At 75.7% G+C, this 21,663-nt stretch carries 21 protein-coding genes; 15 read left to right on the top strand and 6 right to left on the bottom strand.

Going from position 1 to position 21,663, the window contains the following annotated elements; all coding sequences use genetic code 11:
- The first annotated feature begins 79 nt into the window (after positions 1 to 79).
- Positions 80 to 1,762, top strand: a complete 1,683-nt coding sequence (qcrB, locus tag V1L54_RS22300; protein WP_330119862.1) for a cytochrome bc1 complex cytochrome b subunit — start codon at positions 80 to 82, stop codon at positions 1,760 to 1,762.
- 63 nt (positions 1,763 to 1,825) lie between these two features.
- Here qcrB and ctaF read toward each other — a convergent pair whose 3' ends face one another.
- Together ctaF and ctaD are read right to left on the bottom strand one after the other, a co-directional pair.
- Positions 1,826 to 2,212, bottom strand: coding sequence for an aa3-type cytochrome oxidase subunit IV (gene ctaF / locus V1L54_RS22305; protein ID WP_330119863.1), 387 nt, complete (start codon positions 2,210 to 2,212; stop codon positions 1,826 to 1,828).
- Between the two features lie 73 nt (positions 2,213 to 2,285).
- A complete protein-coding gene (gene ctaD / locus V1L54_RS22310) occupies positions 2,286 to 3,989 on the bottom strand; it encodes an aa3-type cytochrome oxidase subunit I (protein WP_330119864.1) in 1,704 nt (567 codons plus the stop codon).
- A gap of 233 nt (positions 3,990 to 4,222) precedes the next feature.
- Between ctaD and V1L54_RS22315 the strand changes: the two genes are divergently transcribed.
- Entirely contained in the window at positions 4,223 to 5,374 is a 1,152-nt protein-coding gene (locus tag V1L54_RS22315; protein ID WP_330119865.1) for an NAD-dependent epimerase/dehydratase family protein, read from the top strand.
- Positions 5,375 to 5,528: 154 nt separating this feature from the next.
- On the opposite strand, the gene V1L54_RS22320 is transcribed toward V1L54_RS22315, so the two are convergent.
- A complete protein-coding gene (locus tag V1L54_RS22320; RefSeq protein WP_330119866.1) occupies positions 5,529 to 6,470 on the bottom strand; it encodes a polysaccharide pyruvyl transferase family protein in 942 nt (313 codons plus the stop codon).
- Between the two features lie 74 nt (positions 6,471 to 6,544).
- A complete protein-coding gene (locus V1L54_RS22325) occupies positions 6,545 to 6,772 on the bottom strand; it encodes a DUF6480 family protein (RefSeq protein WP_330119867.1) in 228 nt (75 codons plus the stop codon).
- Positions 6,773 to 6,877: 105 nt separating this feature from the next.
- On the opposite strand from V1L54_RS22325, the gene V1L54_RS22330 reads away from it, so the two are divergent.
- The 12 genes from V1L54_RS22330 to V1L54_RS22385 all read left to right on the top strand — a co-directional run bounded on the left by V1L54_RS22330 (position 6,878) and on the right by V1L54_RS22385 (position 19,766).
- Complete coding sequence (locus V1L54_RS22330; RefSeq protein ID WP_330119868.1) at positions 6,878 to 7,846, top strand: NAD-dependent epimerase/dehydratase family protein; 969 nt, start codon at positions 6,878 to 6,880, stop codon at positions 7,844 to 7,846.
- A gap of 189 nt (positions 7,847 to 8,035) precedes the next feature.
- Positions 8,036 to 9,673, top strand: coding sequence for a carbamoyltransferase family protein (locus tag V1L54_RS22335; protein WP_330119869.1), 1,638 nt, complete (start codon positions 8,036 to 8,038; stop codon positions 9,671 to 9,673).
- Entirely contained in the window at positions 9,670 to 10,740 is a 1,071-nt protein-coding gene (locus tag V1L54_RS22340) for a glycosyltransferase family 2 protein (RefSeq protein WP_330119870.1), read from the top strand. Before V1L54_RS22335 ends, V1L54_RS22340 begins: the two co-directional genes overlap by 4 nt.
- Positions 10,737 to 11,345, top strand: coding sequence for a D-glycero-alpha-D-manno-heptose-1,7-bisphosphate 7-phosphatase (locus V1L54_RS22345; protein WP_330119871.1), 609 nt, complete (start codon positions 10,737 to 10,739; stop codon positions 11,343 to 11,345). Before V1L54_RS22340 ends, V1L54_RS22345 begins: the two co-directional genes overlap by 4 nt.
- The gene (locus tag V1L54_RS22350; protein WP_330119872.1) at positions 11,342 to 12,424 is read left to right on the top strand and encodes a glycosyltransferase family 9 protein; all 1,083 of its coding nucleotides are present in this window, start codon (positions 11,342 to 11,344) and stop codon (positions 12,422 to 12,424) included. The genes V1L54_RS22345 and V1L54_RS22350 overlap by 4 nt, the downstream gene beginning before the upstream one ends.
- Positions 12,421 to 13,386: a glycosyltransferase gene (locus tag V1L54_RS22355; protein ID WP_330119873.1), complete on the top strand. Its 966-nt coding sequence runs from the start codon at positions 12,421 to 12,423 to the stop codon at positions 13,384 to 13,386. Before V1L54_RS22350 ends, V1L54_RS22355 begins: the two co-directional genes overlap by 4 nt.
- On the top strand, positions 13,383 to 14,621 hold the full coding sequence (locus V1L54_RS22360) for a glycosyltransferase (protein ID WP_330119874.1): 1,239 nt from the start codon (positions 13,383 to 13,385) through the stop codon (positions 14,619 to 14,621). The genes V1L54_RS22355 and V1L54_RS22360 overlap by 4 nt, the downstream gene beginning before the upstream one ends.
- On the top strand, positions 14,618 to 15,379 hold the full coding sequence (locus tag V1L54_RS22365) for a D-sedoheptulose-7-phosphate isomerase (protein WP_330119875.1): 762 nt from the start codon (positions 14,618 to 14,620) through the stop codon (positions 15,377 to 15,379). Before V1L54_RS22360 ends, V1L54_RS22365 begins: the two co-directional genes overlap by 4 nt.
- Positions 15,357 to 16,937 carry a D-glycero-beta-D-manno-heptose 1-phosphate adenylyltransferase gene (rfaE2, locus tag V1L54_RS22370; RefSeq protein WP_330119876.1) on the top strand — a complete coding sequence of 527 codons (1,581 nt, stop codon included), beginning with the start codon at positions 15,357 to 15,359 and terminating at the stop codon, positions 16,935 to 16,937. The genes V1L54_RS22365 and rfaE2 overlap by 23 nt, the downstream gene beginning before the upstream one ends.
- Positions 16,934 to 17,953: a glycosyltransferase family 9 protein gene (locus V1L54_RS22375; RefSeq protein ID WP_443076744.1), complete on the top strand. Its 1,020-nt coding sequence runs from the start codon at positions 16,934 to 16,936 to the stop codon at positions 17,951 to 17,953. Before rfaE2 ends, V1L54_RS22375 begins: the two co-directional genes overlap by 4 nt.
- The gene (locus V1L54_RS22380) at positions 17,950 to 18,819 is read left to right on the top strand and encodes a glycosyltransferase family 2 protein (RefSeq protein ID WP_330119877.1); all 870 of its coding nucleotides are present in this window, start codon (positions 17,950 to 17,952) and stop codon (positions 18,817 to 18,819) included. The genes V1L54_RS22375 and V1L54_RS22380 overlap by 4 nt, the downstream gene beginning before the upstream one ends.
- A gap of 23 nt (positions 18,820 to 18,842) precedes the next feature.
- Positions 18,843 to 19,766, top strand: a complete 924-nt coding sequence (locus V1L54_RS22385; RefSeq protein WP_330119939.1) for a glycosyltransferase family 2 protein — start codon at positions 18,843 to 18,845, stop codon at positions 19,764 to 19,766.
- Between the two features lie 282 nt (positions 19,767 to 20,048).
- Here V1L54_RS22385 and V1L54_RS22390 read toward each other — a convergent pair whose 3' ends face one another.
- Positions 20,049 to 20,450 carry a ChaB family protein gene (locus V1L54_RS22390; protein WP_330119878.1) on the bottom strand — a complete coding sequence of 134 codons (402 nt, stop codon included), beginning with the start codon at positions 20,448 to 20,450 and terminating at the stop codon, positions 20,049 to 20,051.
- Between the two features lie 145 nt (positions 20,451 to 20,595).
- Here V1L54_RS22390 and V1L54_RS22395 point away from each other — a divergent pair, with 145 nt between their 5' ends.
- Entirely contained in the window at positions 20,596 to 21,030 is a 435-nt protein-coding gene (locus V1L54_RS22395) for a DUF2267 domain-containing protein (protein WP_330119879.1), read from the top strand.
- 201 nt (positions 21,031 to 21,231) lie between these two features.
- Here V1L54_RS22395 and V1L54_RS22400 read toward each other — a convergent pair whose 3' ends face one another.
- The gene (locus V1L54_RS22400) at positions 21,232 to 21,582 is read right to left on the bottom strand and encodes a DUF8129 domain-containing protein (protein ID WP_330119880.1); all 351 of its coding nucleotides are present in this window, start codon (positions 21,580 to 21,582) and stop codon (positions 21,232 to 21,234) included.
- Positions 21,583 to 21,663: the final 81 nt, after the last annotated feature.

A 21,663-nucleotide genomic window follows, 5' to 3' on the forward strand; every position in this document is an offset into this window, starting at 1 on the left:
CGGGTGCCCGGCGTTTGGCGCGGCATGCTGCGGGCACTGGCGCACACCGCGTGATGTCCCGCGGTGGAGAGGGCTGTTCATGTTCCTGTCGAGAAGACGAGCACGCTGGAGGGCGAAGGTACGGAAGGCGGAGTGGCGCGGATACGGGTCGGTGGACGGGCGGCTGCCGGTGTCCGAGGCCGCCCGGGGGCTGCTGCGCAAGGCGTTCCCCGACCACTGGTCGTTCCTGCTGGGCGAGCTGGTCCTGTACAGCTTCGTGGCGCTGCTGCTCACCGGGGTCTACCTCACGCTGTTCTTCGAGCCGAGCATGGCCCAGACCACGTACACCGGCTCGTACGAGCCGCTGCGTGGCACCCGGATGTCCGAGGCGTACGCCTCCACGCTGGACATCAGCTTCGACGTGCGCGGCGGGCTGCTGGTGCGGCAGGTGCACCACTGGGCGGCGCTGCTCTTCGTCGCCTCGGCCGCCGTGCACATGCTGCGGGTCTTCCTCACCGGGGCGTTCCGCAGGCCGCGTGAGGTCAACTGGGTGGTCGGGGTCACCCTGTTCGCGCTGGCGATGCTGGAGGGCTTCAGCGGCTACTCGCTCCCCGACGACCTGCTGTCGGGGACGGGGCTGCGGATCGCCCACGGGATCATGCTGTCCATCCCGGTCGTCGGCACCTACCTGGCCTTCTTCGCCTTCGGCGGCGAGTACCCCGGGGAGGAGATCATCCCCCGGCTGTACTCGCTGCACATCCTGCTGGTGCCGGGGCTGCTGGTCGGGCTGATCACCCTCCACCTGATCCTGGTGGTCTACCACAAGCACACCCAGTGGGCCGGTCCGGGCCGCACCGGCCGCAACGTCGTCGGACAGCCGATGTTCCCCCAGTTCGTCACCAAGTCCACCGGTCTGTTCTTCCTCGTCACCGGGGTGCTGGTGCTCGTCGCCGGCCTGTTCCAGATCAATCCGGTGTGGGCGTACGGCCCCTACCGCGCCGACAAGGTCTCCTTCGGCTCCCAGCCCGACTGGTACATCGGCTTCCTGGAGGGGTCGCTGCGGCTGGTGCCGGCGATGGAGACCACGCTGTGGGGCCACACGATCGCGTGGAGCGTGCTGCTGCCCGCCGTGGTGCTGCCCGCCGTGCTGTTCCTGCTGCTGTACCTGTACCCGTTCTTCGAGAGGTGGGTGACCGGCGACAGCCGGGAGCACCACCTGTGCGACCGGCCCCGCGACCGGCCGGTGCGCACCGGCCTGGGCGCCGCCGGTGCCACCTTCTACGCGGTCCTGCTCTTCGCCGGGGGCGACGACGTGATCGCCTACGCGTTCAACGTCTCCCTGAACGGGCTGGTGGTGGCGACCCGGGTGGCCCTGGTGGTCGCTCCCGTGCTCGCCTTCCTGCTCACCAAGCGGATCTGCCTGGCACTGCGGGACCGGGACGCCGAGCGGCTGGCCGAGGGCGAGCCGACCGGGGAGGTCGTCCAGTCGGTCGAGGGCGCCTTCCACCCCGGCCACCGGCCGCTGCCCGAGCAGGAGCGCTACACGCTGCTGGCCCGGGCCCGGGAACTGCCGCGGCCGATGGCGGCCGACGGGGACGCCGGGCCGGTACGGCGGCTGCGGACGAGGCTGAACCACTGGTACTACCGGGACGCGTACCGGCAGCGGCTGGCACGTGAGGAGCGGGAGGGGTTGGCACGTGAGGAGCGGGAGGCGCGCGAACTGCCGCCGCACGCCTCCGAGGAGCCGGCCCCGTACGAGCCGGGGGCCTCCTCCCGGGACTGAGCGGGCCGGCAGGGGGCGGGCCGGATCAGGAGTGCCGGGTCCGGCTCCCTTCCCGGCCCGTCCTCAGCCCCTCCTGGCGTACTGGAAGACGAACCCGAACACCCCGGCCGCCAGCACACCGAAGCCGAGCAGGAACAGCCACAGCCCGAACGCCACCCCGGCACCCAGCAGGGTGGTCCCGAGCGCGGTGACGACCGGCCATGGACTGCCGTCGGGGAAGAAGTCCAGCGGTCCCGCCCGGTCGGCGATCTCACCGTCGCGCCGGTCCTCCGGGCGCCCGCCGTGCCTGCGGTGCTGGACGCCGAGGAAGAGGGCGACCATGGCGGCCATCAGGAAGGCGACGGACAGGGCGGCGGTCCCGGCCGCGTCGTCGGAGAGCAGTCCGTACCCGACTGAGATCAGCGCGAAGAACAGCGCCACACCGCCGAAGAGATAGGTCTCGGCCCTCATCGTCCTCCGTGCCTCCCGCCGTGCCGCGTGTGTCGTTCGTGCCGTTCCCGCCGTCGTGTCCGCCGTCGCCGTGTCACTGTCCGCCCGCGTCCGGGGGCTCCAGCGGCTTGCGCTGCTCGTGCGGGGTGATCTCCGGGTGGTGCAGGTGGAAGGCCGGGGACTCGGTGCGGATGCGCGGCAGGGTGGTGAAGTTGTGCCGCGGCGGCGGGCACGAGGTGGCCCACTCCAGCGAACGGCCGTAGCCCCAGGGGTCGTCGCCGGGCGCCTTGTCGCCGTACCGGGCGGTCCACCAGACGTTGTAGAGGAACACCAGGGTGGAGACGCCCAGGATCGCCGCGCCGACCGTGGAGATCAGGTGGAGGACGGTGAAGCCGTCGGCCTCCAGGTAGTCGGCGTAGCGGCGCGGCATGCCGAACTGGCCCAGCCAGTGCTGGACCAGGAAGGTGACCTGGAAGCCCACCAGCGTCAGCGAGAAGTGGATCTTCCCCAGCCGCTCGTTGAGCATCCGGCCGGTGAACTTGGGCCACCAGAAGTAGAAGCCGCCGAACATGGCGAACACGACGGTGCCGAACAGCACGTAGTGCATGTGGGCGACGACGAAGTAGGTGTCGTGCGTGGGCCAGTCCAGCGGCGGGGAGGCCAGGATGACGCCGGTGAGGCCGCCGAGCAGGAAGGTGATCAGGAAGCCCAGCACCCACAGCATCGGCGTCTCGAAGCTGAGGGAGCCCTTCCACATGGTGCCGATCCAGTTGAAGAACTTCACCCCGGTGGGCACCGCGATCAGGAAGGACATCAGGGAGAAGAACGGCAGCAGCACCGCGCCGGTGGCGAACATGTGGTGCGCCCACACCACCGCCGAGAGCATGGTGATCGCGATGGTCGCGCCGATCAGCCCGATGTAGCCGAAGATCGGCTTGCGGCTGAAGACCGGGATGATCTCGGTGATGATGCCGAAGAACGGCAGGGCGACGATGTAGACCTCCGGATGGCCGAAGAACCAGAACAGGTGCTGCCACAGGATCGCCCCGCCGTTGGACGGGTCGAAGATGTGCGATCCGAAGGTCCGGTCGGCCTGCAGGGCGAGCAGGGCGGCGGTCAGCACGGGGAAGGCGATCAGCACCAGGATCGAGGTGAACAGCACGTTCCAGGTGAAGATCGGCATCCGGAACATCGTCATGCCGGGGGCGCGCAGGCAGATGATCGTGGCGATGAAGTTGACCGCGCCCAGCACCGTGCCCAGCCCCGCGGCCACCAGGCCCATGGTCCACAGGTCGGCGCCGAGGGTCGGGGTGTACTCCTCCTGGTTGAGCGGGGCGTAGGCGAACCAGCCGAAGTCCGCGGCGCCGGCGGGGGTGAGGAAGCCGGAGAGGACCAGCAGGCCGCCGAAGAGGAACAGCCAGTAGGTGAGGGCGTTCACCCGGGGGAACGCCACGTCGGGGGCGCCGATCTGCAGCGGCATGACGGCGTTGGCGAATCCCGCGAACATCGGGGTCGCGAACAGCAGCATCATGATCGTGCCGTGGATGGTGACGAGCTGGTTGTACTGGTGGTACGACAGCATCTGGAGTCCGGGCGCGGCCAGCTCGGCCCGCATCAGCAGGGCCATCACCCCGCCGGTCAGGAAGAAGCCGAAGGCGGTGGTGATGTACAGGTTGCCGATCACCTTGTGGTCGGTGGTCGTCAGCCAGCGCAGCAGCGCCCGGCCGAACCCCGTGCCGGTGCTCCCCGCCGGAGTGCGGGTCTCCTCGCCTCCCCGTGCCTCGTCCACATCGGTCATGGCGTTCTGCACTCTCCTGCCCGCTGTCCCGCTCTGCCGTGGCCGCGTACCGCGTAACCCGCCGCCCGGTAACCAAACGAACGCATTCGGCGGGAAGACCGCCGGACTCCCCGGGCGGATCGTTTCCCCCCTTCCCACGGGGGTACTCCGCCCTACCCCCGGCGGGACCGGGACGACGCCGCCGCCGGGCCGGGGCCCGGCACGGCGGCAGGACGCGCGAGGAGAGGGACGAGATGGGCACAGCGGTGGACGGCGACTCGGGTACCGGCGGCGACGGGCTGCGGGTGGTGGTCCTGGGCGCCACCGGCAACGTGGGCACCTCCGTGGTGGAGCGGCTGGCCGCCGATCCGCACATCGCCTCGGTGCTGGGTCTCGCCCGCCGTACCCCCGGGTGGACCCCCGCGAAGACCGAGTGGGCGAGCGTGGACCTCGGCGGGGGCGGTGGGGACCACGGGACGGACGGTGACGAGGACCGCGCCGGCCGGCTGGTCGAGGAGCGGCTGACCGACCTCTTCCGGGGCGCCGACGCCGTGGTGCACCTGGCCTGGCTGATCCAGCCGCTGCGCGATCCGCTGGCCACCTGGCGCACCAACGTGCTGGGCACCGCCCGGGTGCTGCGCGCGGTGGTGGCGGCCGAGGTGCCCGCGCTGGTGTACGCGTCCTCGGTGGGTGCCTACTCCCCCGGTCCGAAGGACCGCGCCGTGGACGAGTCCTGGCCGACCCACGGCGGCCGGCCGGACACCGCGTACTGCCGGGAGAAGGCGTACGTGGAGCGGCTGCTGGACGGCTTCGAGCACGACCGGCCCGAGGTGCGTGTGGTGCGTGTGCGCCCCGGTTTCCTGTTCAAGGAGGCGGCGTCGAGCGAGCAGCGGCGGCTGTTCGCCGGTCCGCTGGTGCCCCAGCGGCTGATGCGGCCCGGCCTGCTGCCCGTGGTCCCGGACCTGCCCGGGCTGCGCTTCCAGGTGCTGCACACCGACGACGCCGCCGAGGCGTACCGGCTCGCGGTCACCCAGCCGGTGCACGGCGCCTTCAATCTGGCCGCCGACCCGGTGGTCGACGCCGAGGTGCTGGCCGAGGTGCTGGGCGCCCGGGTGGTGCGGCTGCCGCTGGGGCCGGTGCGGGCCGCGGTGGCGGCCGCCTGGCGGCTGCGGCTGGCGCCCGCCTCGCCGGAGCTGTTCGACGCGTTCCTGCGGCTGCCGCTGATGGACTGCGGCCGGGCCGGGCAGGAACTGGGCTGGACGCCCGGGCGGTCGGCGGCCGAGGCCCTCGGCGCGCTGCTGACCGGAATGCGGGAGCGGGCCGGCGGACCGACCCCACCGCTGGTGTCCCGGGTCCGGGGCGGACGACTGGGCGAGCTCGCCACCGGGGTGGGCCGGCGGTCCTGACCGGCGGGCGGGCCCGCCCGCCCCGGGGGGCCGGACCCTGCTCCGCCGGCCGCGCGCACCCGCCGGAGCGGTCCGGCACCCTGCTCCCGCAGCCGCCCCCCCCCACGGACCGCGGCAGGACCGGACCGGCGGTCGGCGGGCGGGCCCGGGGCCGTCAGCCGGAGGTGCCCGTCGGTGCGGCCCGCAGGGCCGCCACCACCTCGTCGGCCCGGTCGTACCCGTCGCGCCCGTGGCGGCGCTGGAGGGCCCGCCGCCGCCGGGCCGCGGCCCGGCCCGGTCCCAGGCACCACCGCCACCAGCGGTCCAGTTCCTCCTCCGTGAGCCGCTCGGCCGGTATCAGGGCGGGCCACCGGTGCACCCGTGCCTGGGCCGTCACCTTCGCGCCGCCCGCCACCGGGTCCACGGCCAGTGCCGGCACCCCCGCGCGCAGCGCGAGGACCAGGCCGTGCAGCCGGTCGGTGACCACCACGTCGAGCCGGGCGAGGACGGACTGGAGCTGGGCGGGGGTGCCGCACAGCCGCCAGTCGCCGCGGGCCAGCCGGGTGTCCAGCTCCAGCCGGGCGCAGTCGGCCCCGGCCAGCCAGCCGGTCACCCGGCGTGCCACCTCCTCGTGGCGGCGGCGCGGCCCGTACTCCCCCTGCCCGTGGGTGAGGACCACCCCGGCCACCGGGACCGCCGGCGTCCCCGGCGCGGCGGCGGCCAGGTCGGCGGCCGGTGCCGTACCGGGGGCGTCGCGCGCCAGTACGCGGTGGAAACCCGTCACGGCCGCGTCCCCCGGGTCGGGGACGGAGACCCCCACGGCGACGCGCACGCAGTGGGGGTAGCGCTCGTGGAGGGCGGCGACCTGGGAGCCGTGCAGGGGCCCGCAGAGGAAGACCACGTGGCTGTACCGCTCGGGGGCGGCGTCCTCCAGATGGAGGGCGTCCGGCCGGAAGCCCGGGCTCCAGGCGGTGTCGTACGGGATGCCGGCCCGGTCCAGGACCTCCTGGACACGGCGCAGCGCCAGTTCGTCGCCGGCGGTGACCTCGCCGTGCAGGAAGGTGAACCAGCCGGTCAGCAGGGCTCTCGGGCTCCGCGCGGTTCCTGCCGTTCCCACTGCTGTTGCCACCGTTTCCGCCGTGGTCGCCGTCGTGTCCCGGGTTTTCCGTGCCGCCGTCAGGGGACTCGTGGTCACAGTGCCACTGCGTAGGCGAGGAAGAACGCAGCGACAAGGGCGCCCAGCACCAGCAGCAGGACCAGTGGCAGCGGCCCCCAGCCGCTCGGTGTGTTGGCGTTCTGGTCGGGAGCCCCCGCGGGGGTGCTGCTCTCGCCGGGCGGTGTCTCGCCCGGCGGCACCCCGCCGCCGCCCTCGAGGCCCGGGGTCCGGCGGGGGTCGGGGTCCGGATGCGTGTTGTCCATGCCTCCCGAGTGCACGGCGAACCGCCCTCTTACACCAGCCGGAGGGCACCAATGAGCGATCCGGGCCGACCGGAGACGCCGAAGAAAGAAGGAAGAGGTTCCTCGATGAACGGTGGACGTGACCGGCGCCGGGCCGTGGTGACCGGCGGGGCCGGCTTCCTCGGCTCACATCTGTGCGAGAGGCTGCTGGACGACGGCCACGAGGTGGTCGCCGTGGACAATCTGCTCTCGGGGACCGAGCGCAACCTCACCCGGTTGCTCGGCCGTCCGGGCTTCACCTTCCTGCGCCGGGACGTGTGCGCCCCGAACGCCCTGGCGGACCTGCCGGGCGGTCCCTGCGGCCTGGTGTTCCACCTGGCCTGCCCGGCCTCCCCCGCGGACTATCTGCGGCTGCCGCTGGAGACCCTGGAGACCGGCAGCAGCGGCACCCGCAACGCGCTGGAGCTCGCCGCCCGGGACGGTGCCCGGATGGTGCTGGCCTCCACCTCCGAGGTGTACGGCGACCCGCAGGTGCACCCGCAGCGCGAGGACTACTGGGGGCACGTCAATCCCGTCGGTCCGCGCAGCGTCTACGACGAGGCCAAGCGGTACGCCGAGGCGCTGGTCACCGCCCACCGCAACACCCGCGGCACCGATGCCGCGATCGTGCGGATCTTCAACTCCTACGGTCCCCGGATGCGGGCCGGGGACGGCCGCGCGGTGCCGACCTTCGTCCGGCAGGCGCTGGCCGGCGAGCCGCTGACGGTGGCCGGGGACGGCAGCCAGACCCGTTCGCTGTGCTACGTGGACGACACGGTGGCGGGTGTTCTCGCGCTTGCGGAGAGTGACCTCACCGGGCCGGTCAACATCGGCGGCGAGGAGGAGACCACGGTCCTCGACATCGCCCGCCGGATCATCAAACTGACCGGCTCCTCCTCCCCGGTCGCCTTCGTCGAGCGCCCCGGCGACGACCCCGCCCGGCGCTGCCCGGACACCACGCTGGCCAGGGAGAAGCTGGGCTGGGAGCCCCGGGTCGGCTGGCAGGAGGGCCTGGAGCGGACCATCGACTGGTTCGCCGGCCGGGCCGCCGCCTGACCCTCTCCACCCCCGCGGCGGAGGGCCTTCCGGGGCCCTCCGCCGTCACTTTGGGGAGTCAGTTCCCCCCTAAAGAGTCGATAAAGAAAAGTTTGTCTCGACTGCTGACGGTAACCACGGAGGCCATCGCTCCCGCGCAGGCCGGGAGCCGGCAGGGCCGACGGGACCGACACACGGAGGACTCCCCTTATGCGCATCCTCGGCATCAACGCCGTCTTCCACGACCCGGCGGCGGCGCTCGTGATCGACGGCCGGACGGTCGCGGCGGCGGAGGAGGAACGATTCAGCCGCCGCAAGCACGGCAAGCGTCCGGTGCCCTTCTCCGCCTGGGAGATGCCCGAGCTCTCCGCGGCCTGGTGCCTGCGGCAGGCCGGGCTGGCCCCCGCCGACCTGGACGCCGTCGCCTACTCCTTCGACCCGGCCCTGACCGAGCCCGCCGAGACCCTCGGCCTGGACGACCCCTGGGACCACCTGCGCCGGGAGTACGCCCGCCTCGCCCCGTCCTTCCTGGCCGAGGCGCTGCCGGGCCTGGACCCGTCCATCGTCCGCTTCGTGCCCCACCATGTGGCGCACGCCGCCTCCGCCGGGATCGCCGGGCCGCACCGCGACACCGCGGTGCTGGTGCTCGACGGGCGCGGCGAGGCCGCCTCGCACCTGTCCGGGCGCTATCACGGCGACCAGCTCCAGGTGCTGTCCGCCCAGCGGCTGCCCCACTCGCTCGGCCTGGTCTACGAGGAGCTGACCGAGCACCTGGGCTTCCTGCGCTCCTCGGACGAGTACAAGGTGATGGCGCTGGCCTCCTACGGCAAGCCGCGCTTCCTGCCCGAACTGCGCCAGTGGGTGCACTCCACCGGCGACGGCGGCTTCCGGGCCCACGGCGTGGAGTGGGCCGCGCTGGCCCCGGCCCGCAAACCGGGCGCCGAGTGGACCCAGGACCACGCCGACCTGGCCGCCAGTGCCCAGGAGGTGCTGGAGGAGGCGCTGCTGGACCTGGTGAGCTGGCTGCACGCCGAGGGCGGCGGCGAGGAGCTGACCATGGCCGGCGGCGTCGCCCTCAACTGCGTGGCCAACTCCCGGATCGCCGCCGAGGGCCCCTACCGCCGGGTGTGGGTGCAGCCGGCCGCGGGGGATGCGGGCACCGCGCTGGGCGCGGCCCTGCACCTGGCCGCCGCCGAGGGCCTCTCGCCGCGGCCGATGCCCGGCGCCGACCTGGGCCGCGGCTGGTCGGACGAGGAGATCGAGGGCTTCCTGAAGGAGGCCGCCGTCCCCTACGAGCGGCCCGCCGACATCGCCGGGACGGTCGCCGAGACGCTGGCCGCCGACGGGATCGTCGCCTGGTTCCAGGGCCGCAGCGAGTACGGTCCGCGGGCGCTGGGCCACCGCTCGCTGCTGGCCCACCCGGGCCGGGCGGAGAACCTGGACCGGCTCAACCGGGTGAAGGGGCGCGAGGAGTTCCGCCCGGTGGCCCCCATGGTCGCCGAGCACCGCGCCGCCGAGATCTTCGACGGGCCGATCCCCAGCCCGTACATGCTGTTCGTGCACGAGGTGGCCCAGCAGTGGCGGGACCGCATCCCGGCCGTGGTGCACGTGGACGGCACCGCCCGCGTGCAGACCGTCGCACCGGAGGACGAGCCGCTGGTGGCCCGGATGCTGGACGCCTTCGAACGGCGCACCGGACTGCCCGTGGTGGTCAACACCAGCCTCAACACCGCCGGACGGCCGATGGTGGACACCCCGCGCGACGCGCTGGAGTGCTTCGGCTCCTCGCCCGTGGACCTGCTGGCCATCGGCCCGTTCGCCGTCCGCCGCGGGAGGTTCTTCGCATGACCGGCTCCAACCGGGCGGCCGCCGGCTACTCCGTGGTGATACCCACCGTCGGACGCCCCTGCCTGACCGACTGCCTGGCCTCGCTCGCCGGGTCGCTCGGCCCCGAGCCGCGCGAGATCGTGCTCGTGGACGACCGGCCGCAGCCCGAGCCGCTCCGCGGCGACCTGCCGCTGGACGCGCTCGGACCGCTGCGGGAGCGCGCCGTCGTGGTGCAGACCGGCGGACGCGGCCCGGCCGGCGCCCGCAACGCCGGCTGGCGGCTGGTCACCGCCCCCTGGGTGGCCTTCCTCGACGACGACGTACGGGTCGGCGCCCGCTGGCGCGAGGCCCTGGCCCGCGATCTGGGTGAGGCCGACCCCACCGTCGCCGGGGTGCAGGGCGTCCTGGACATACCGCTGCCCACCGGGCGGCGCCCCACCGACTGGGAGCGCAACACCGCCGGGCTGGCCCGCGCCCAGTGGGCGACGGCCGACATGGCCTACCGCACCGAGGCGCTCAAGGCCGTCGGCGGCTTCGACGAGCGCTTCCCCCGCGCCTTCCGCGAGGACGCCGACCTGGCGCTGCGGGTGCTGGACGACGGCTGGCGCATCCGGCGCGGCAGCCGGCTGACCACCCACCCGGTGCGGCCCGCGGACCGCTGGGTGTCGCTGCGCATGCAGCGCGGCAACGCCGACGACGCGCTGATGCTGCGGCTGCACGGCCCCACCTGGTGGCAGCGGGCCGCCGCGCCGAAGGGCCGCATCCGCCGCCACGCGGCGACCGCCGCCGCCGGTGCCGCGGCGCTCGTCCTGGCCGCCGCCGGGCGGCGGCGGGCCGCCGCGCTGGCCGGGGCCGGCTGGCTGCTGGGCACCGCGGAGTTCGCCCGGGCCCGGATCGCGCCGGGACCCCGGACCCGCGAGGAGGTACTGGCCATGCTGGCGACCAGCGCGCTCATACCCCCGCTGGCGGTGTACCACCGGCTGGCCGGGACACTGCGCCACCGCCGTGCCGCGCCCTGGGACGGCACGGCCGCCGCGGCGGAGGAGCAGGAACGGATCCCGGAGGCCGTCCCGGAGGTCGAGGCATGACGGTGTTGCGCGCGGTGCTGCTGGACCGGGACGGCACCCTGGTGGAGGACGTCCCCTACAACGGCGACCCGGAACTGGTGCGCCCCATGCCGGGTGCCGTCGAGGCCATGGCGCTGCTGCGCTCCCGCGGGGTGCCGACCGCGGTGGTCACCAACCAGTCCGGCATCGCCCGCGGCCTGTTCGGCTGGGACGACATGGGCCGGGTGCACGCCCGGATCGACGAACTGCTGGGCCCGGTGAACGTCTGGGCCGTCTGCCCGCACGGCCCCGGCGACGGCTGCGCGTGCCGCAAGCCCGCGCCCGGGCTGGTGCTGGACGCCGCCCGGCGGCTGGGCGTGGCCCCCGCCGAGTGCGTGGTGATCGGCGACATCGGTGCGGACATGGGCGCGGCCCGGGCCGCGGGCGCCCGGGGCGTCCTGGTCCCCACCCCCGTGACGCTGCCCCGGGAGGTCCGGGACGCGCCCGCGGTGGCCCCCGACCTGCTCACCGCGGTGCGCCGCTGTCTGGACGGCGATCTGGCCGGCGGTCCGGCGGGCGCCCCGCACGGCGGCACGGACCGCACTCCGGTGCCCGCCCGCGCCGCGGCCGCCCGGAGGCCGTCATGAGAGCGCTCGTCGCACGACTGGACAGCTTCGGCGACGTGCTGCTGGCGGGCCCGGCGGTACGGGCCGTGGCGGCCCGCGCCGAGCGGGTGACGCTGCTGTGCGGCCCGCGCGGGGCGCCCGCCGGGCGGATGCTGCCCGGGGTGGACGAGGTCCTGGTCTGGGACGCCCCCTGGGTCGGCTTCGACCCGCCCCCCACCGACCGCGCGGACATCGAGCGGGCCGTGGCCGAGATCGCCGGGCAGCGCTGCGAGGTCGCGCTGATCCTGGCCTCGGCCCACCAGAGCCCGCTGCCGACCGCGCTGGTGCTGCGGATGGCGGGGATCGCGCGCGTCGCCGCCGACAGCGTGCACTACCCCGGTTCGCTGCTGGACGTGCGGCACAAGCGGGACCCGCACGCGCACGAGGCCGAGGCCGCCCTCGCGCTGGCCGGAGCGGCGGGCTTCCCGCTGCCCGACGGCGACGACGGACGGCTGCGGGTGCTGCCCCCGCCGCCCGTGGCGGGGCTGACCGGACCGCCGGGCTACGTCGTCCTGCATCCGGGGGCGAGCGTGCCCGCCCGCCGCTGGAGCCCGGAGCGGTCGGCCGAGGCGGTACGGGCCCTGGCCGCCGGCGGGCACCGGGTGGTGGTCACCGGGGTGCCCGAGGAACGCGAGCTGACCGCGTACGTGGCCGGGGACGACGCCCTCGACCTGGGCGGACGCACCTCCCCGGCGGAGCTGGCCGGGGTGCTGGCCGGTGCGGCGGCCGTGGTCACCGGGAACACCGGGCCGGCCCATCTGGCCGCCGCCGTGGGCGCCCCGGTGGTCTCGCTGTTCGCCCCGGTGGTGCCGGCCGGGCGCTGGGCGCCGTTCCGGGTGCCGCTGGTGCTGCTGGGCGACCAGCGGGCGCCGTGCGCGGACAGCCGGGCCCGGGTCTGCCCCGTCCCCGGACATCCCTGCCTGGACCGGGTGACCGCGCAGGACGTGGTCACTGCCGTGGAGAAGGTCGCCGCCGAAGGCGGACGACAGGGTACAGCCGCCGAAGGCGGACGACAGAGCACGGCCGCCGAGCGCGGCGGCCCGGAGGGAGGAGCCGCATGAGGATCCTGCTGTGGCACGTACACGGCTCCTGGACCACCGCGTTCGTCCGGGGCCCGCACACCTACCTGGTGCCCGTGACCCCCGACCGCGGCCCCGACGGGCTCGGCCGGGCCGTCACCTTCGACTGGCCCGGCAGCGTGGTGGAACTGCCTCCGGAGGAGCTGCGGGAGACGGACGTCGACCTGGTGGTGCTCCAGCGGCCGCACGAGCTGGAGCTGGCCGAGGAGTGGCTGGGCGGCAGGCGGCCGGGCCGCGACGTCCCGGCCGTCTACCTGGAGCACAACGCGCCGGACGGGAACGTGCCCGACACCCGGCATCCGATGGCGGACGTCCCGGGCCTGACGATCGTCCATGTCACGCACTTCAACCGGCTGTTCTGGGACTGCGGTTCCTCCCCCACAGCCGTCGTCGAGCACGGGATCGTCGACCCCGGGCCGCTGTGGACCGGCGAGCTGGCGCGGGCGGCCGTGGTGGTCAACGAGCCGCTGCGGCGCGGCCGCACCACCGGCACCGACCTGCTGCCCCGGTTCGCCGCCGCGGCCCCGCTGGACGTCTTCGGAATGCGGACCGGGCAAGTGGCCGGGGAGCTGGGCATCCCGGCGGACCGCTGCCGCTCCCGCGATCTGCCCCAGAAGGAGATGCACCGGGAGATGGCCAGGTGCCGGGTGTACGTGCACCCGATCCGCTGGACCTCGCTCGGCCTGTCCCTGCTGGAGGCCATGCACCTGGGCATGCCCGTGGTCGCCCTCGACACCACCGAGGCGTCCGCGGCCGTGCCCGAGGGGGCCGGAGTCCTCTCCAACCGGCTCGACGTACTGACCGACGCCGTCCGCGGCTTCATCGCCGACCCCGCCTACGCGCGCCATGTCGGCGAGCAGGCGCGGACGGCCGCACTGGCCCGTTACGGGCTGCCGCGCTTCCTGGACGACTGGGAGCGGCTGATCAAGGAGGTGGCCCGATGAGGATCGCCATGGTGTCCGAGCACGCGAGTCCGCTCGCCCCGCTCGGCGGCCCCGACGCCGGGGGCCAGAACGTGTATGTCGCGCAGCTGTCGCGGGAGCTGGCCCGGCGGGGCCACACCGTCACCGTCCACACCCGCCGCGACAGCGCGGAACTGCCCGACCGGGTGGAGATGTGCCCCGGCGTCACCGTCGAGCACGTGCCCGCCGGCCCGCCGTGCGCGGTGCCCAAGGACGAACTGCTGCCGCACATGCCCGCCTTCGGCGCCCATCTGGCGCGCCGGTGGGCCGAGCGGCCGCCGGACGTGGCGCACGCGCACTTCTGGATGTCGGGGCTGGCGGCGCTGGCCGGCGCCCGGACCACGGGCGTCCCCGTCGTCCAGACCTATCACGCCCTGGGCACCGTCAAGCGGCGCCACCAGGGCGCGGCCGACACCAGCCCGCCGGAGCGGATCGAGGCTGAGCGGCGGATCGGACGCGAGTGCGACCGCGTCCTGGCCACCTGCACCGACGAGGTGTTCGAGCTGAGCACCATGGGCGTGCCGCCGGAGCGGACCTCGGTGGTGCCGTGCGGGGTGGACACCGGGGAGTTCGCTCCCGCCGGGGACACCGGCGGTGCCCCGCCGCGGGAGCGCGGCGGTCCCGGGCGGCCGGCGCACCGGCTGCTGGCGGTCGGCCGGCTGGTGCCGCGCAAGGGCTTCGACCAGGCGATCGCCGCGCTGGCGGACGTCCCCGGCGCCGAGCTGCTGATCGCCGGCGGCCCGGAGCCCGCGCTGCTGGACGAGGACCCCGAGGCCCGGCGGCTGCGGCGGCTGGCGCGGGAGCTGGGAGTGGCGGACCGGGTGCGGCTGCTGGGCGCCGTACCGCACGAGCGGATGCCCGCCCTGCTCCGCGGCGCCGACCTGGTGCTGTCCACGCCGCGGTACGAACCGTTCGGCATCGTCCCGCTGGAGGCCATGGCCTGCGGGGTGCCGGTCGTCGCCACCGGGGTCGGCGGCCATCTGGACTCGGTGGCCGACCGGGTGACCGGACGGCTGGTGCCTCCCGGGGACGCCGGCGCGCTCGCCCGCGCCGTCAACGAACTGACCGGCTCGCCGGAGCTGCTGCGGCGCTACGGCGCGGCCGGCCGGGAACGCGCCCTGGCCCGCTTCTCCTGGCGGCGGGTCGCCGACGGCGCTCAGCAGGTGTACACCCAGGTGGTCTCGCGCCACCGTGTTCCGACGGGGGCGACCCGATGACGACACCCAGGACGGCGTCCAAGGCCAAGGGCACGGCCAGGAGGACGGCCAAGACCACGGCCGGGGCCGGAACCGGGACCGCGGGCCGGGCCGGCGCTCCGGCGCGGCCCGGGAGCACCGCCCCGGAGGCGGTGGGTTCCGCGGGTTCCGCGGGTCCGCTCACCGGCCACTGCGACGACCTGCTGGACGCGCTGGTGCGCTTCCGCGACGAACAGGCCGCCGGTGTCGAGGACTGGGGGCGGCGGCTGGCGAAGGCGCTGGCCGGCGGCGGCCGGCTGCTGGCGGCCGGGAACGGCGGCAGCGCCGCCCAGGCCCAGCACCTGACCGCCGAGCTGGTCGGCCGCTACCGCGACGAGCGTCCGGCCTACTCCGCCATCGCCCTGCACGCCGACACCTCCACCACCACCGCCATCGCCAACGACTACGGCGTGGACGAGCTGTTCGCCCGGCAGGTGCGGGCGCACGGCCGGCGGGGTGACGTGCTGGTGCTGCTGTCCACCAGCGGCGCCAGCGCCAACCTGCTGTCGGCCGCCGAGGCCGGCCGCGAGGCGGGCATGGCGGTGTGGGCGCTCACCGGCCCCGCGCCCAACCCGCTGGCCGCGGGCTGCGACGAGGCGCTGTGCGTCCGCGCGGACTCCACCGCGACGGTGCAGGAGCTCCACCTGGTGGCCGTGCACATGCTGTGCGCCGCCTTCGACGCCGCTCTGGCGGACCTGCCGGAAGGGGGGGATGCCGATGGCGCCGCCGAGGACGCCTGATCCCGTCTCCGGTGCTTCCGGGGCGTCCGGTGCTCCCGCACGGCCGTCCGCCGCCGCGCCGCTCGTCGTGGTCGGCGACGCCCTGCTGGACCGTGATCTGGTGGGGCGGGCCGAGCGGATGGCCCCGGACGCCCCGGTGCCGGTGCTGGACGACTGCGAGGAGCGGCTGCGGCCGGGCGGTGCCGCCCTGGCCGCCTATGTGGCCGCGCTCGGCGGCCGCCGGGTCACCCTGGTGACCGCGCTGGGCGAGGACCCGGCGAGCCGGCGGCTGCGCGAACTGCTGGACCCCTGGGTGACGGTGGCCGCGCTGCCGCTGGCGGGCACCCTGTCGGAGAAGACCCGGGTGCTGGCCGGGAACCGCCCGGTGGTCCGGATGGACCGCGGGGACGGCCGGGCCGACGACCGCGCCCCGGTTCCCGAGGAGGTCCGCGCGGTGCTCGCCGCGGCCCCGGCCCTGCTGGTCTCCGACTACGGGCGGGGCACCGCGGACGCCGTGCGCGCCCTGCTGGCGGAGCGGGCCGGACGCGTCCCGCTGGTGTGGGACCCGCATCCGCGCGGCCGGGAGCCGGTGCCCGGCACCCGGCTGGTGACCCCGACGGCGAAGGAGGCGAAGCTGTTCGCCGACCGACTCGCCGGCGACGGCGGCGGCTCCCGCCACGCGCCCGGCTCCCGCCGTCCGCCGTCCGCGCCGGACGCCCGGCGGGGCGGGCCGGACGGTCCGGAGGGCCTGCACACCGCCGCCCGGCACGCCCGGCTGCTGGCCGGCGCCTGGGGGGCGGGCTCGGTGTGCATCACCCTGGGCGAGCGGGGCGCGCTGCTGTCCTACGGGGACCACCCGCTGCTGGTGCCCGCCCCCGCCCGGCACAGCGGCGACTCCTGCGGCGCGGGCGACCAGTTCGCGGCGGCCGCCGCCGGACTGCTCGCCGACGGGGCGCTTCCCGAGACGGCCGTACGGGGTGCGGTGGCGGCCGCCACCGGCTATGTCGCGGCCGGGGGCGCGGGGGCGCTGGCCTTCCCCGACCGGGCCGCGCCCCCGTCCCCGCCCCCGCCGGACGAGGACGCCGAACAGCTCGTGGCCCGGGTGCGGGCGGCGGGCGGCACGGTCGTGGCCACCGGCGGCTGCTTCGACCTGCTGCACGCCGGGCACGTCGGACTGCTGCAGGAGGCCCGCCGCACCGGTGACTGCCTGGTGGTCTGCCTCAACTCCGACGACTCGGTGCGGCGCCGCAAGGGGCCGGGCCGTCCCCTCAACCCGCTGGCCGACCGGATCCGGGTGCTGCGCGCGCTGGAGTGCGTGGACGCGGTGGCGGTGTTCGACGAGGACACCCCCGAGGAGATCCTGGGACGGCTGCGCCCGGACGTGTGGGTCAAGGGCGGCGACTACGCGCTCGCCGACCTGCCCGAGGCGAAGCTGGTGGAGAGCTGGGGCGGGCAGGCGGTGCTGCTGCCGTACCTGGACGGCCGCTCCAGCAGCGGCATCGCGGAGCGCGCGGCACTGGCCCGGAACTCCGGCGGCTCCGCGGCCCGGAACCCCGCGGCCCGGGACGGGGCCCGGTGAACGGCCCCGCCGGCCGGTCCGCGGACGGCACGCCCGGGAACGGTTCGCCGGACGCCGCGCGCCGCGCGCCGTACCGCCCCCGGGTGCTGGTCCTGCGCGCCCTCGGCCTGGGCGATCTGCTGGCCGGGGTGCCCGCGCTGCGGGCGCTGCGCCGGGCCTTCCCCGGGCACGAGCTCGTGCTGGCCGCGCCCGCCGGGCTGGCGCCGCTGGCACGGCGCACCGGCGCCGTGGACACCCTGCTGCCCGCGGCGGCGCCGGGCCGCGCCGTGCCGGAGGAGCTCGACTGGTCCGGGCCGCCGCCGGAGGTCGCCGTGGACCTGCACGGCAACGGTCCCGAGAGCGTGCGGCCGCTGGAGAAGCTGGGGCCGGGCCGGCTGCTGGCCTTCGCCGCGCCCGACGGGCCCCCGTGGTACGCCCAGGAGCACGAGCGGGACCGCTGGTGCCGCTTCCTGCGCTGCTACGGCATTCCCGCCGACGCGGCCGACCTGCGGCTGCCGCCCCCGGAACCCGCGGTGGAGCCCTCCCCCGCCCCCGGCGCGGTCCTGCTCCACCCGGGCGCCGGCTCGCCGTCGCGCCGCTGGCCCGTGGAGCGGTACGCGGCCGTCGCCCGGGAGCTGTGCCGCGCCGGGCACCGGGTGGCGGTCACCGGCGGGCCGGACGAACGGGAGCTGACGGCGCGGCTGGCGGAACTGGCCGGGCTGCCCCCCGGCGGCATCCACCGCCCGGCGTCCCTGGACCGACTGGCCGCGCTGGTCGCCGAGGCCTCGGCCGTGGTGAGCGGCGACACCGGCATCGCCCATCTGGCGGTGGCCCTGGGCACCCCGTCGGTCACCCTCTTCGGTCCGGTGGCGCCCCGGCTGTGGGGGCCGCCGCGCACCGAGCGCCACCGGGCGCTGTGGCATCCCGGCCCGCCGGGTGATCCGCACGCCCGCCGTCCCGACCCGCTGCTGCTGCGCGTCCGGCCCGAGGAGGTGCTGGCTGCGCTGTCCCGTCTGCCGGAGGTGCGCGCCGTATGACGGACTCGCCGATCGGCGTGGTCATCGCCACCCGCAACCGCGCCGACCGCCTCGCCCGGACCCTGCGGCGGCTGACGGAGCTGCCCGAGCGTCCTCGGGTGCTGGTGGTCGACAACGCCTCCACCGACCACACCCGGACCATGGTCCCGGTGCTGTTCCCCCAGGTGCGGCTGCTGGCGCTGCCCGCCAACCGGGGGGCGGCCGCCCGCAACCGGGGGGTGGCCGAGCTGGACACCCCTTATGTGGCCTTCAGCGACGACGACTCCTGGTGGGAGCCGGGCTCGCTGGCGAAGGCCGCCGAGCTGTTCAGGACGCACCCCCGGCTGGGCCTGGTGGCCGCCCGCACCCTGGTGGGGCCCGAGGAGGAGCCCGACCCGCTCAACGAGGTCATGGCCGCCTCCCCGCTGGGGCCGGCCGAGGACCTGCCCGGCCCGCAGGTGCTGGGCTTCCTCGCCTGCGCCTCGGTGGTGCGCCGGACGGCGTTCCTGGACGCCGGGGGGTTCCATCCGCTGCTGTTCATCGGCGCCGAGGAGACCCTGCTGGCCTACGACCTGTCCGCCCGCGGCTGGGGGCTCAGCCACTGCCCCGAGGTCGTCGCCCACCACCATCCCGACCCCGCGCCGCGTTCCGGGCGCGGCGCGCTGCAGCTCCGCAACGAACTGCTGACCTGCTGGCTGCGCCGCCCGCTGCCGCTGGCCGCGCGCCGCACCCTCGCGCTGGCCGCCGGGGCCCGCCGCGACCCGGTGTCCGGGCAGGCCCTGCGCGGCGCGCTGGCCCGGCTGCCCACGGCGCTGCTCGCCCGCCGGCCCCTGCCGCCGTACGTCGAGGAAGCCGCCCGTCTGCTGGAAGGACAGCCCGTCCCGTGACCTCCGAGCCCACCGCGAAGCCCCTGTCCTCCGAGGCGCCCGGGGCGCCCGGCCCCGATCCGCGGGTCTCGGTCGTGGTGATCACCCACAACCGGCGCGCGGAGCTGCTGCGCACCCTCGGCCGGCTGGCCGAGCTGCCCGAGCGGCCCGCCGTGTTCGTCGTCGACAACGCCTCCACGGACGGCACCCCCGAGACCGTGGCCCGCGTCCATCCGTGGGTGCGGCTGCTGCGGGCGGAGCGGAACCTGGGGGCGGTGGGCCGCAATGTGGCGGTGGCGCGGGTCACCACCCCGTATGTGGCCTTCTGCGACGACGACTCCTGGTGGGAGCCGGGCTCGCTGGCGGCGGCCGCCGACCTGCTGGACGGGCACCCGGACCTGGCGGCGGTCACGGCGCGCATCGTGGTGGAACCCGAGGGCGCCGAGGACCCGATCGTCGCCGAACTGCGCGACTCGCCGCTGCCCGGCCCCGACTGGCTGCCCGGTCCGGCGCTGGGCTCCTTCCTCGCCGCCGCGACGGTGCTGCGCACCGACGCGTTCCGCGCGGCGGGCGGCTTCTCGCCCCGGCTGTGGCTGGGCGGCGAGGAGGAGCTGCTGGCCACCGATCTGGCGGTCCGGGGCTGGTGGCTGGCCTACGCCGAGGAGCTGACGGTCCACCACGCGCCCTCGGCGGTCCGGGACGCCACCGGGCGCCGGGTGGACGGGCTGCGGAACACGCTGTGGTTCACCTGGCTGCGCCGTCCGCTGTCCGCGGCGCTGCGCCGTACCTGGTACCTGGCCCGTACGGTGCCGCGCGACGCGTCCTCGGCGCGGGCGTTCGGACGGGCCCTGGCGGGTCTGCCGTGGGTGCTGCGCGAGCGCCGGGTGGTGCCCGCGGGGGTCGAGGAGCGGCTGCGGCTGCTGGAGGCCGAGCAGCGCCGCTCCACCGCCCGCCGGTACGTGGGCTGAGCGGCCGCGGGGCGCCGCCGCGGGCCGGGCTCCTCCACGTTCCGGCCGTGGAGGAGCCCGTGCTCCGCGCGGAGTCCGCGCCGCTCGGTGACGGGCGGGCGCGGACGGTCATGCCGCCGGTGGCGGTCCGCGCGTTCCCCGCCGACGCGGCTCTTTGCGCGGCGCGGGCGCGGCCGCCGACGGCCGCGCCGGACGAGGACCGCCCCGCCGTTCCCGCCGAGGAGCGGCGGGAACGGCGGGGCGGGTGCCGGCCCGGTGCCGACCGGGCCCGGGACCAGCGGGTCAGGAGCGCGCCTGGCGGGTCCTGGAGCGGTTGGCCTTGCGGATGGCCCGCAGGAGTTCGTCCTTGGTCATCCGGGAACGGCCGTTGATGTCCAGCCGCCGGGCGATGGAGTACAGATGCTCCTTGCTCGCGTTCTCGTCGACGCCCTCACCGCTGTGTCCGCCCTTCCCGCGCGGGGTGGCGGACCGCTCGTCGGACGGGCCCTTGCGGCCGCCCTCCTTGCGCTCCCAGTGGTCGCCCACCTTCTCGTACTTGTGCTTGAGGGCGCCGTAGGCGGTCTGATGGGCGCGCCGGCCCTCGCCGTACTCCTTGACCGCGGAGTCGTGGGCCTTGATCCAGGTGCGCTGCGCCTCCTCCGGGGAGCGCTCCAGGGTCGAGGGGAGCTCCTTCCGTCCCGGCACGTCTCTCACCTCCGATTGGTCCGATTTCTGACGCGTGCCCGATGTGCCGCACGGGAAACGACAGGTGTCGGCGCCCCTCCGGGCGGTCACCCGCCGGGGAGGAGGACCCGGCACACCGGGAGAGACGGGAAGAGAGGTGTCCACCATGCGCTACGAGGAACTCACCGGTCAGGTCCAGGCACACGCGGACCTGCCCGACCGGCAGGCGGCGGAACGCGCGCTGCGGGCCACCCTGGAGACGCTGGCCGAACGCGTACCGGACGGGGTGGCCGACCATCTCGCCGCCCAGCTGCCCACGGAGGCGGCGGAGCCCCTGCGCAGGGTGGTGGCCGGGCACGAGGCGTCCCCGCGGCAGCGGGCCGAGTCCCGTACCCGCGGCGAGCCGTTCGACCTGACCGCCTTCGCCGGACGGGTCGCCTGGCGGTCCCGGGCCTCGGAGGACGTCGCGATACGGGAGGCGACGGCGGTGCTGGAGGTGCTGGACGCGGCGGTCTCCCCCGAGCTGATGCTCAAGGTCTGCCGTGTCCTGCCGCCGGACATCCGCCGGCTGCTGCCCACCACCCGCGCCGCGGAGGGCTGACGTCCGGCCGGACACCGGCGCCCGGCCACGGCGAAGCCCCCGGAGGGGAAGGCCTCCGGGGGCGGGCGCCCGCCACGGGCTCGCGGCCACCGCGGGCCGGACGGCCGGCGCGGTGGCCTGGAAGCTCCGCCGGGAAGCCGACGGCCTCCGCGCCCGGCACACGTGCTCGCCGCGGACCGGGGAGCCTCCCCGGTCACCGCCTCAGCGGAAGCGGTTGCCCACCGGCCTGGCGGGCTGGTCGGGGGTGCCGTGCGGCGGCGGGTTGTACGGTTCCGGCGAGGTCGCCGGACTGACCGGGGAGCCGCCGGGCTCGCCCTTGGGCGCGGAGGGCGGCACACTGCTGCCGGGTGACTGGGGGCTGCCCTCCTCCAGCTGGCGGAGACGGGCCGTCAGCACCGCGGTCACATGGGCACGGTCCGCGTGTTCGCGTTCGTAACGGAGCAGCTGTTCCAGAGCCTCATGCGGAAGGGACCGGACGCGGTGCTCCAGTTCGCCCACGGACAGTTGGTCGTAGTCGGGCAAGGGGAGTTCGCTGTGGTCGTTGGTGCTCATTCTCCCCGGGTATCCCCCGCGGTCGGCGAAAAACACAACCGCCGCCGCGATTAACCGGACGGAGGAACCGGGGCAAGCTAT

It is taken from the genome of Streptomyces rubellus (assembly GCF_036323805.1).
GTDB lineage: Bacteria > Actinomycetota > Actinomycetes > Streptomycetales > Streptomycetaceae > Streptomyces.

What these genes read in the sequence shown, in the direction of transcription:
- V1L54_RS22335 (WP_330119869.1), top strand. Translation starts at nt 8,036, where the DNA reads ATGCGCATCCTCGGCATCAACGCCGTCTTCCACGACCCGGCGGCGGCG.
- V1L54_RS22360 (WP_330119874.1), top strand. Translation starts at nt 13,383, where the DNA reads ATGAGGATCGCCATGGTGTCCGAGCACGCGAGTCCGCTCGCCCCGCTC.
- V1L54_RS22345 (WP_330119871.1), top strand. Translation starts at nt 10,737, where the DNA reads ATGACGGTGTTGCGCGCGGTGCTGCTGGACCGGGACGGCACCCTGGTG.
- qcrB (WP_330119862.1), top strand. Translation starts at nt 80, where the DNA reads ATGTTCCTGTCGAGAAGACGAGCACGCTGGAGGGCGAAGGTACGGAAG.
- ctaD (WP_330119864.1), bottom strand. Translation starts at nt 3,989, where the DNA reads ATGACCGATGTGGACGAGGCACGGGGAGGCGAGGAGACCCGCACTCCG.
- V1L54_RS22365 (WP_330119875.1), top strand. Translation starts at nt 14,618, where the DNA reads ATGACGACACCCAGGACGGCGTCCAAGGCCAAGGGCACGGCCAGGAGG.
- ctaF (WP_330119863.1), bottom strand. Translation starts at nt 2,212, where the DNA reads ATGAGGGCCGAGACCTATCTCTTCGGCGGTGTGGCGCTGTTCTTCGCG.
- V1L54_RS22395 (WP_330119879.1), top strand. Translation starts at nt 20,596, where the DNA reads ATGCGCTACGAGGAACTCACCGGTCAGGTCCAGGCACACGCGGACCTG.
- V1L54_RS22380 (WP_330119877.1), top strand. Translation starts at nt 17,950, where the DNA reads ATGACGGACTCGCCGATCGGCGTGGTCATCGCCACCCGCAACCGCGCC.
- rfaE2 (WP_330119876.1), top strand. Translation starts at nt 15,357, where the DNA reads ATGGCGCCGCCGAGGACGCCTGATCCCGTCTCCGGTGCTTCCGGGGCG.
- V1L54_RS22400 (WP_330119880.1), bottom strand. Translation starts at nt 21,582, where the DNA reads ATGAGCACCAACGACCACAGCGAACTCCCCTTGCCCGACTACGACCAA.
- V1L54_RS22315 (WP_330119865.1), top strand. Translation starts at nt 4,223, where the DNA reads ATGGGCACAGCGGTGGACGGCGACTCGGGTACCGGCGGCGACGGGCTG.
- V1L54_RS22340 (WP_330119870.1), top strand. Translation starts at nt 9,670, where the DNA reads ATGACCGGCTCCAACCGGGCGGCCGCCGGCTACTCCGTGGTGATACCC.
- V1L54_RS22330 (WP_330119868.1), top strand. Translation starts at nt 6,878, where the DNA reads ATGAACGGTGGACGTGACCGGCGCCGGGCCGTGGTGACCGGCGGGGCC.
- V1L54_RS22350 (WP_330119872.1), top strand. Translation starts at nt 11,342, where the DNA reads ATGAGAGCGCTCGTCGCACGACTGGACAGCTTCGGCGACGTGCTGCTG.
- V1L54_RS22355 (WP_330119873.1), top strand. Translation starts at nt 12,421, where the DNA reads ATGAGGATCCTGCTGTGGCACGTACACGGCTCCTGGACCACCGCGTTC.
- V1L54_RS22325 (WP_330119867.1), bottom strand. Translation starts at nt 6,772, where the DNA reads ATGGACAACACGCATCCGGACCCCGACCCCCGCCGGACCCCGGGCCTC.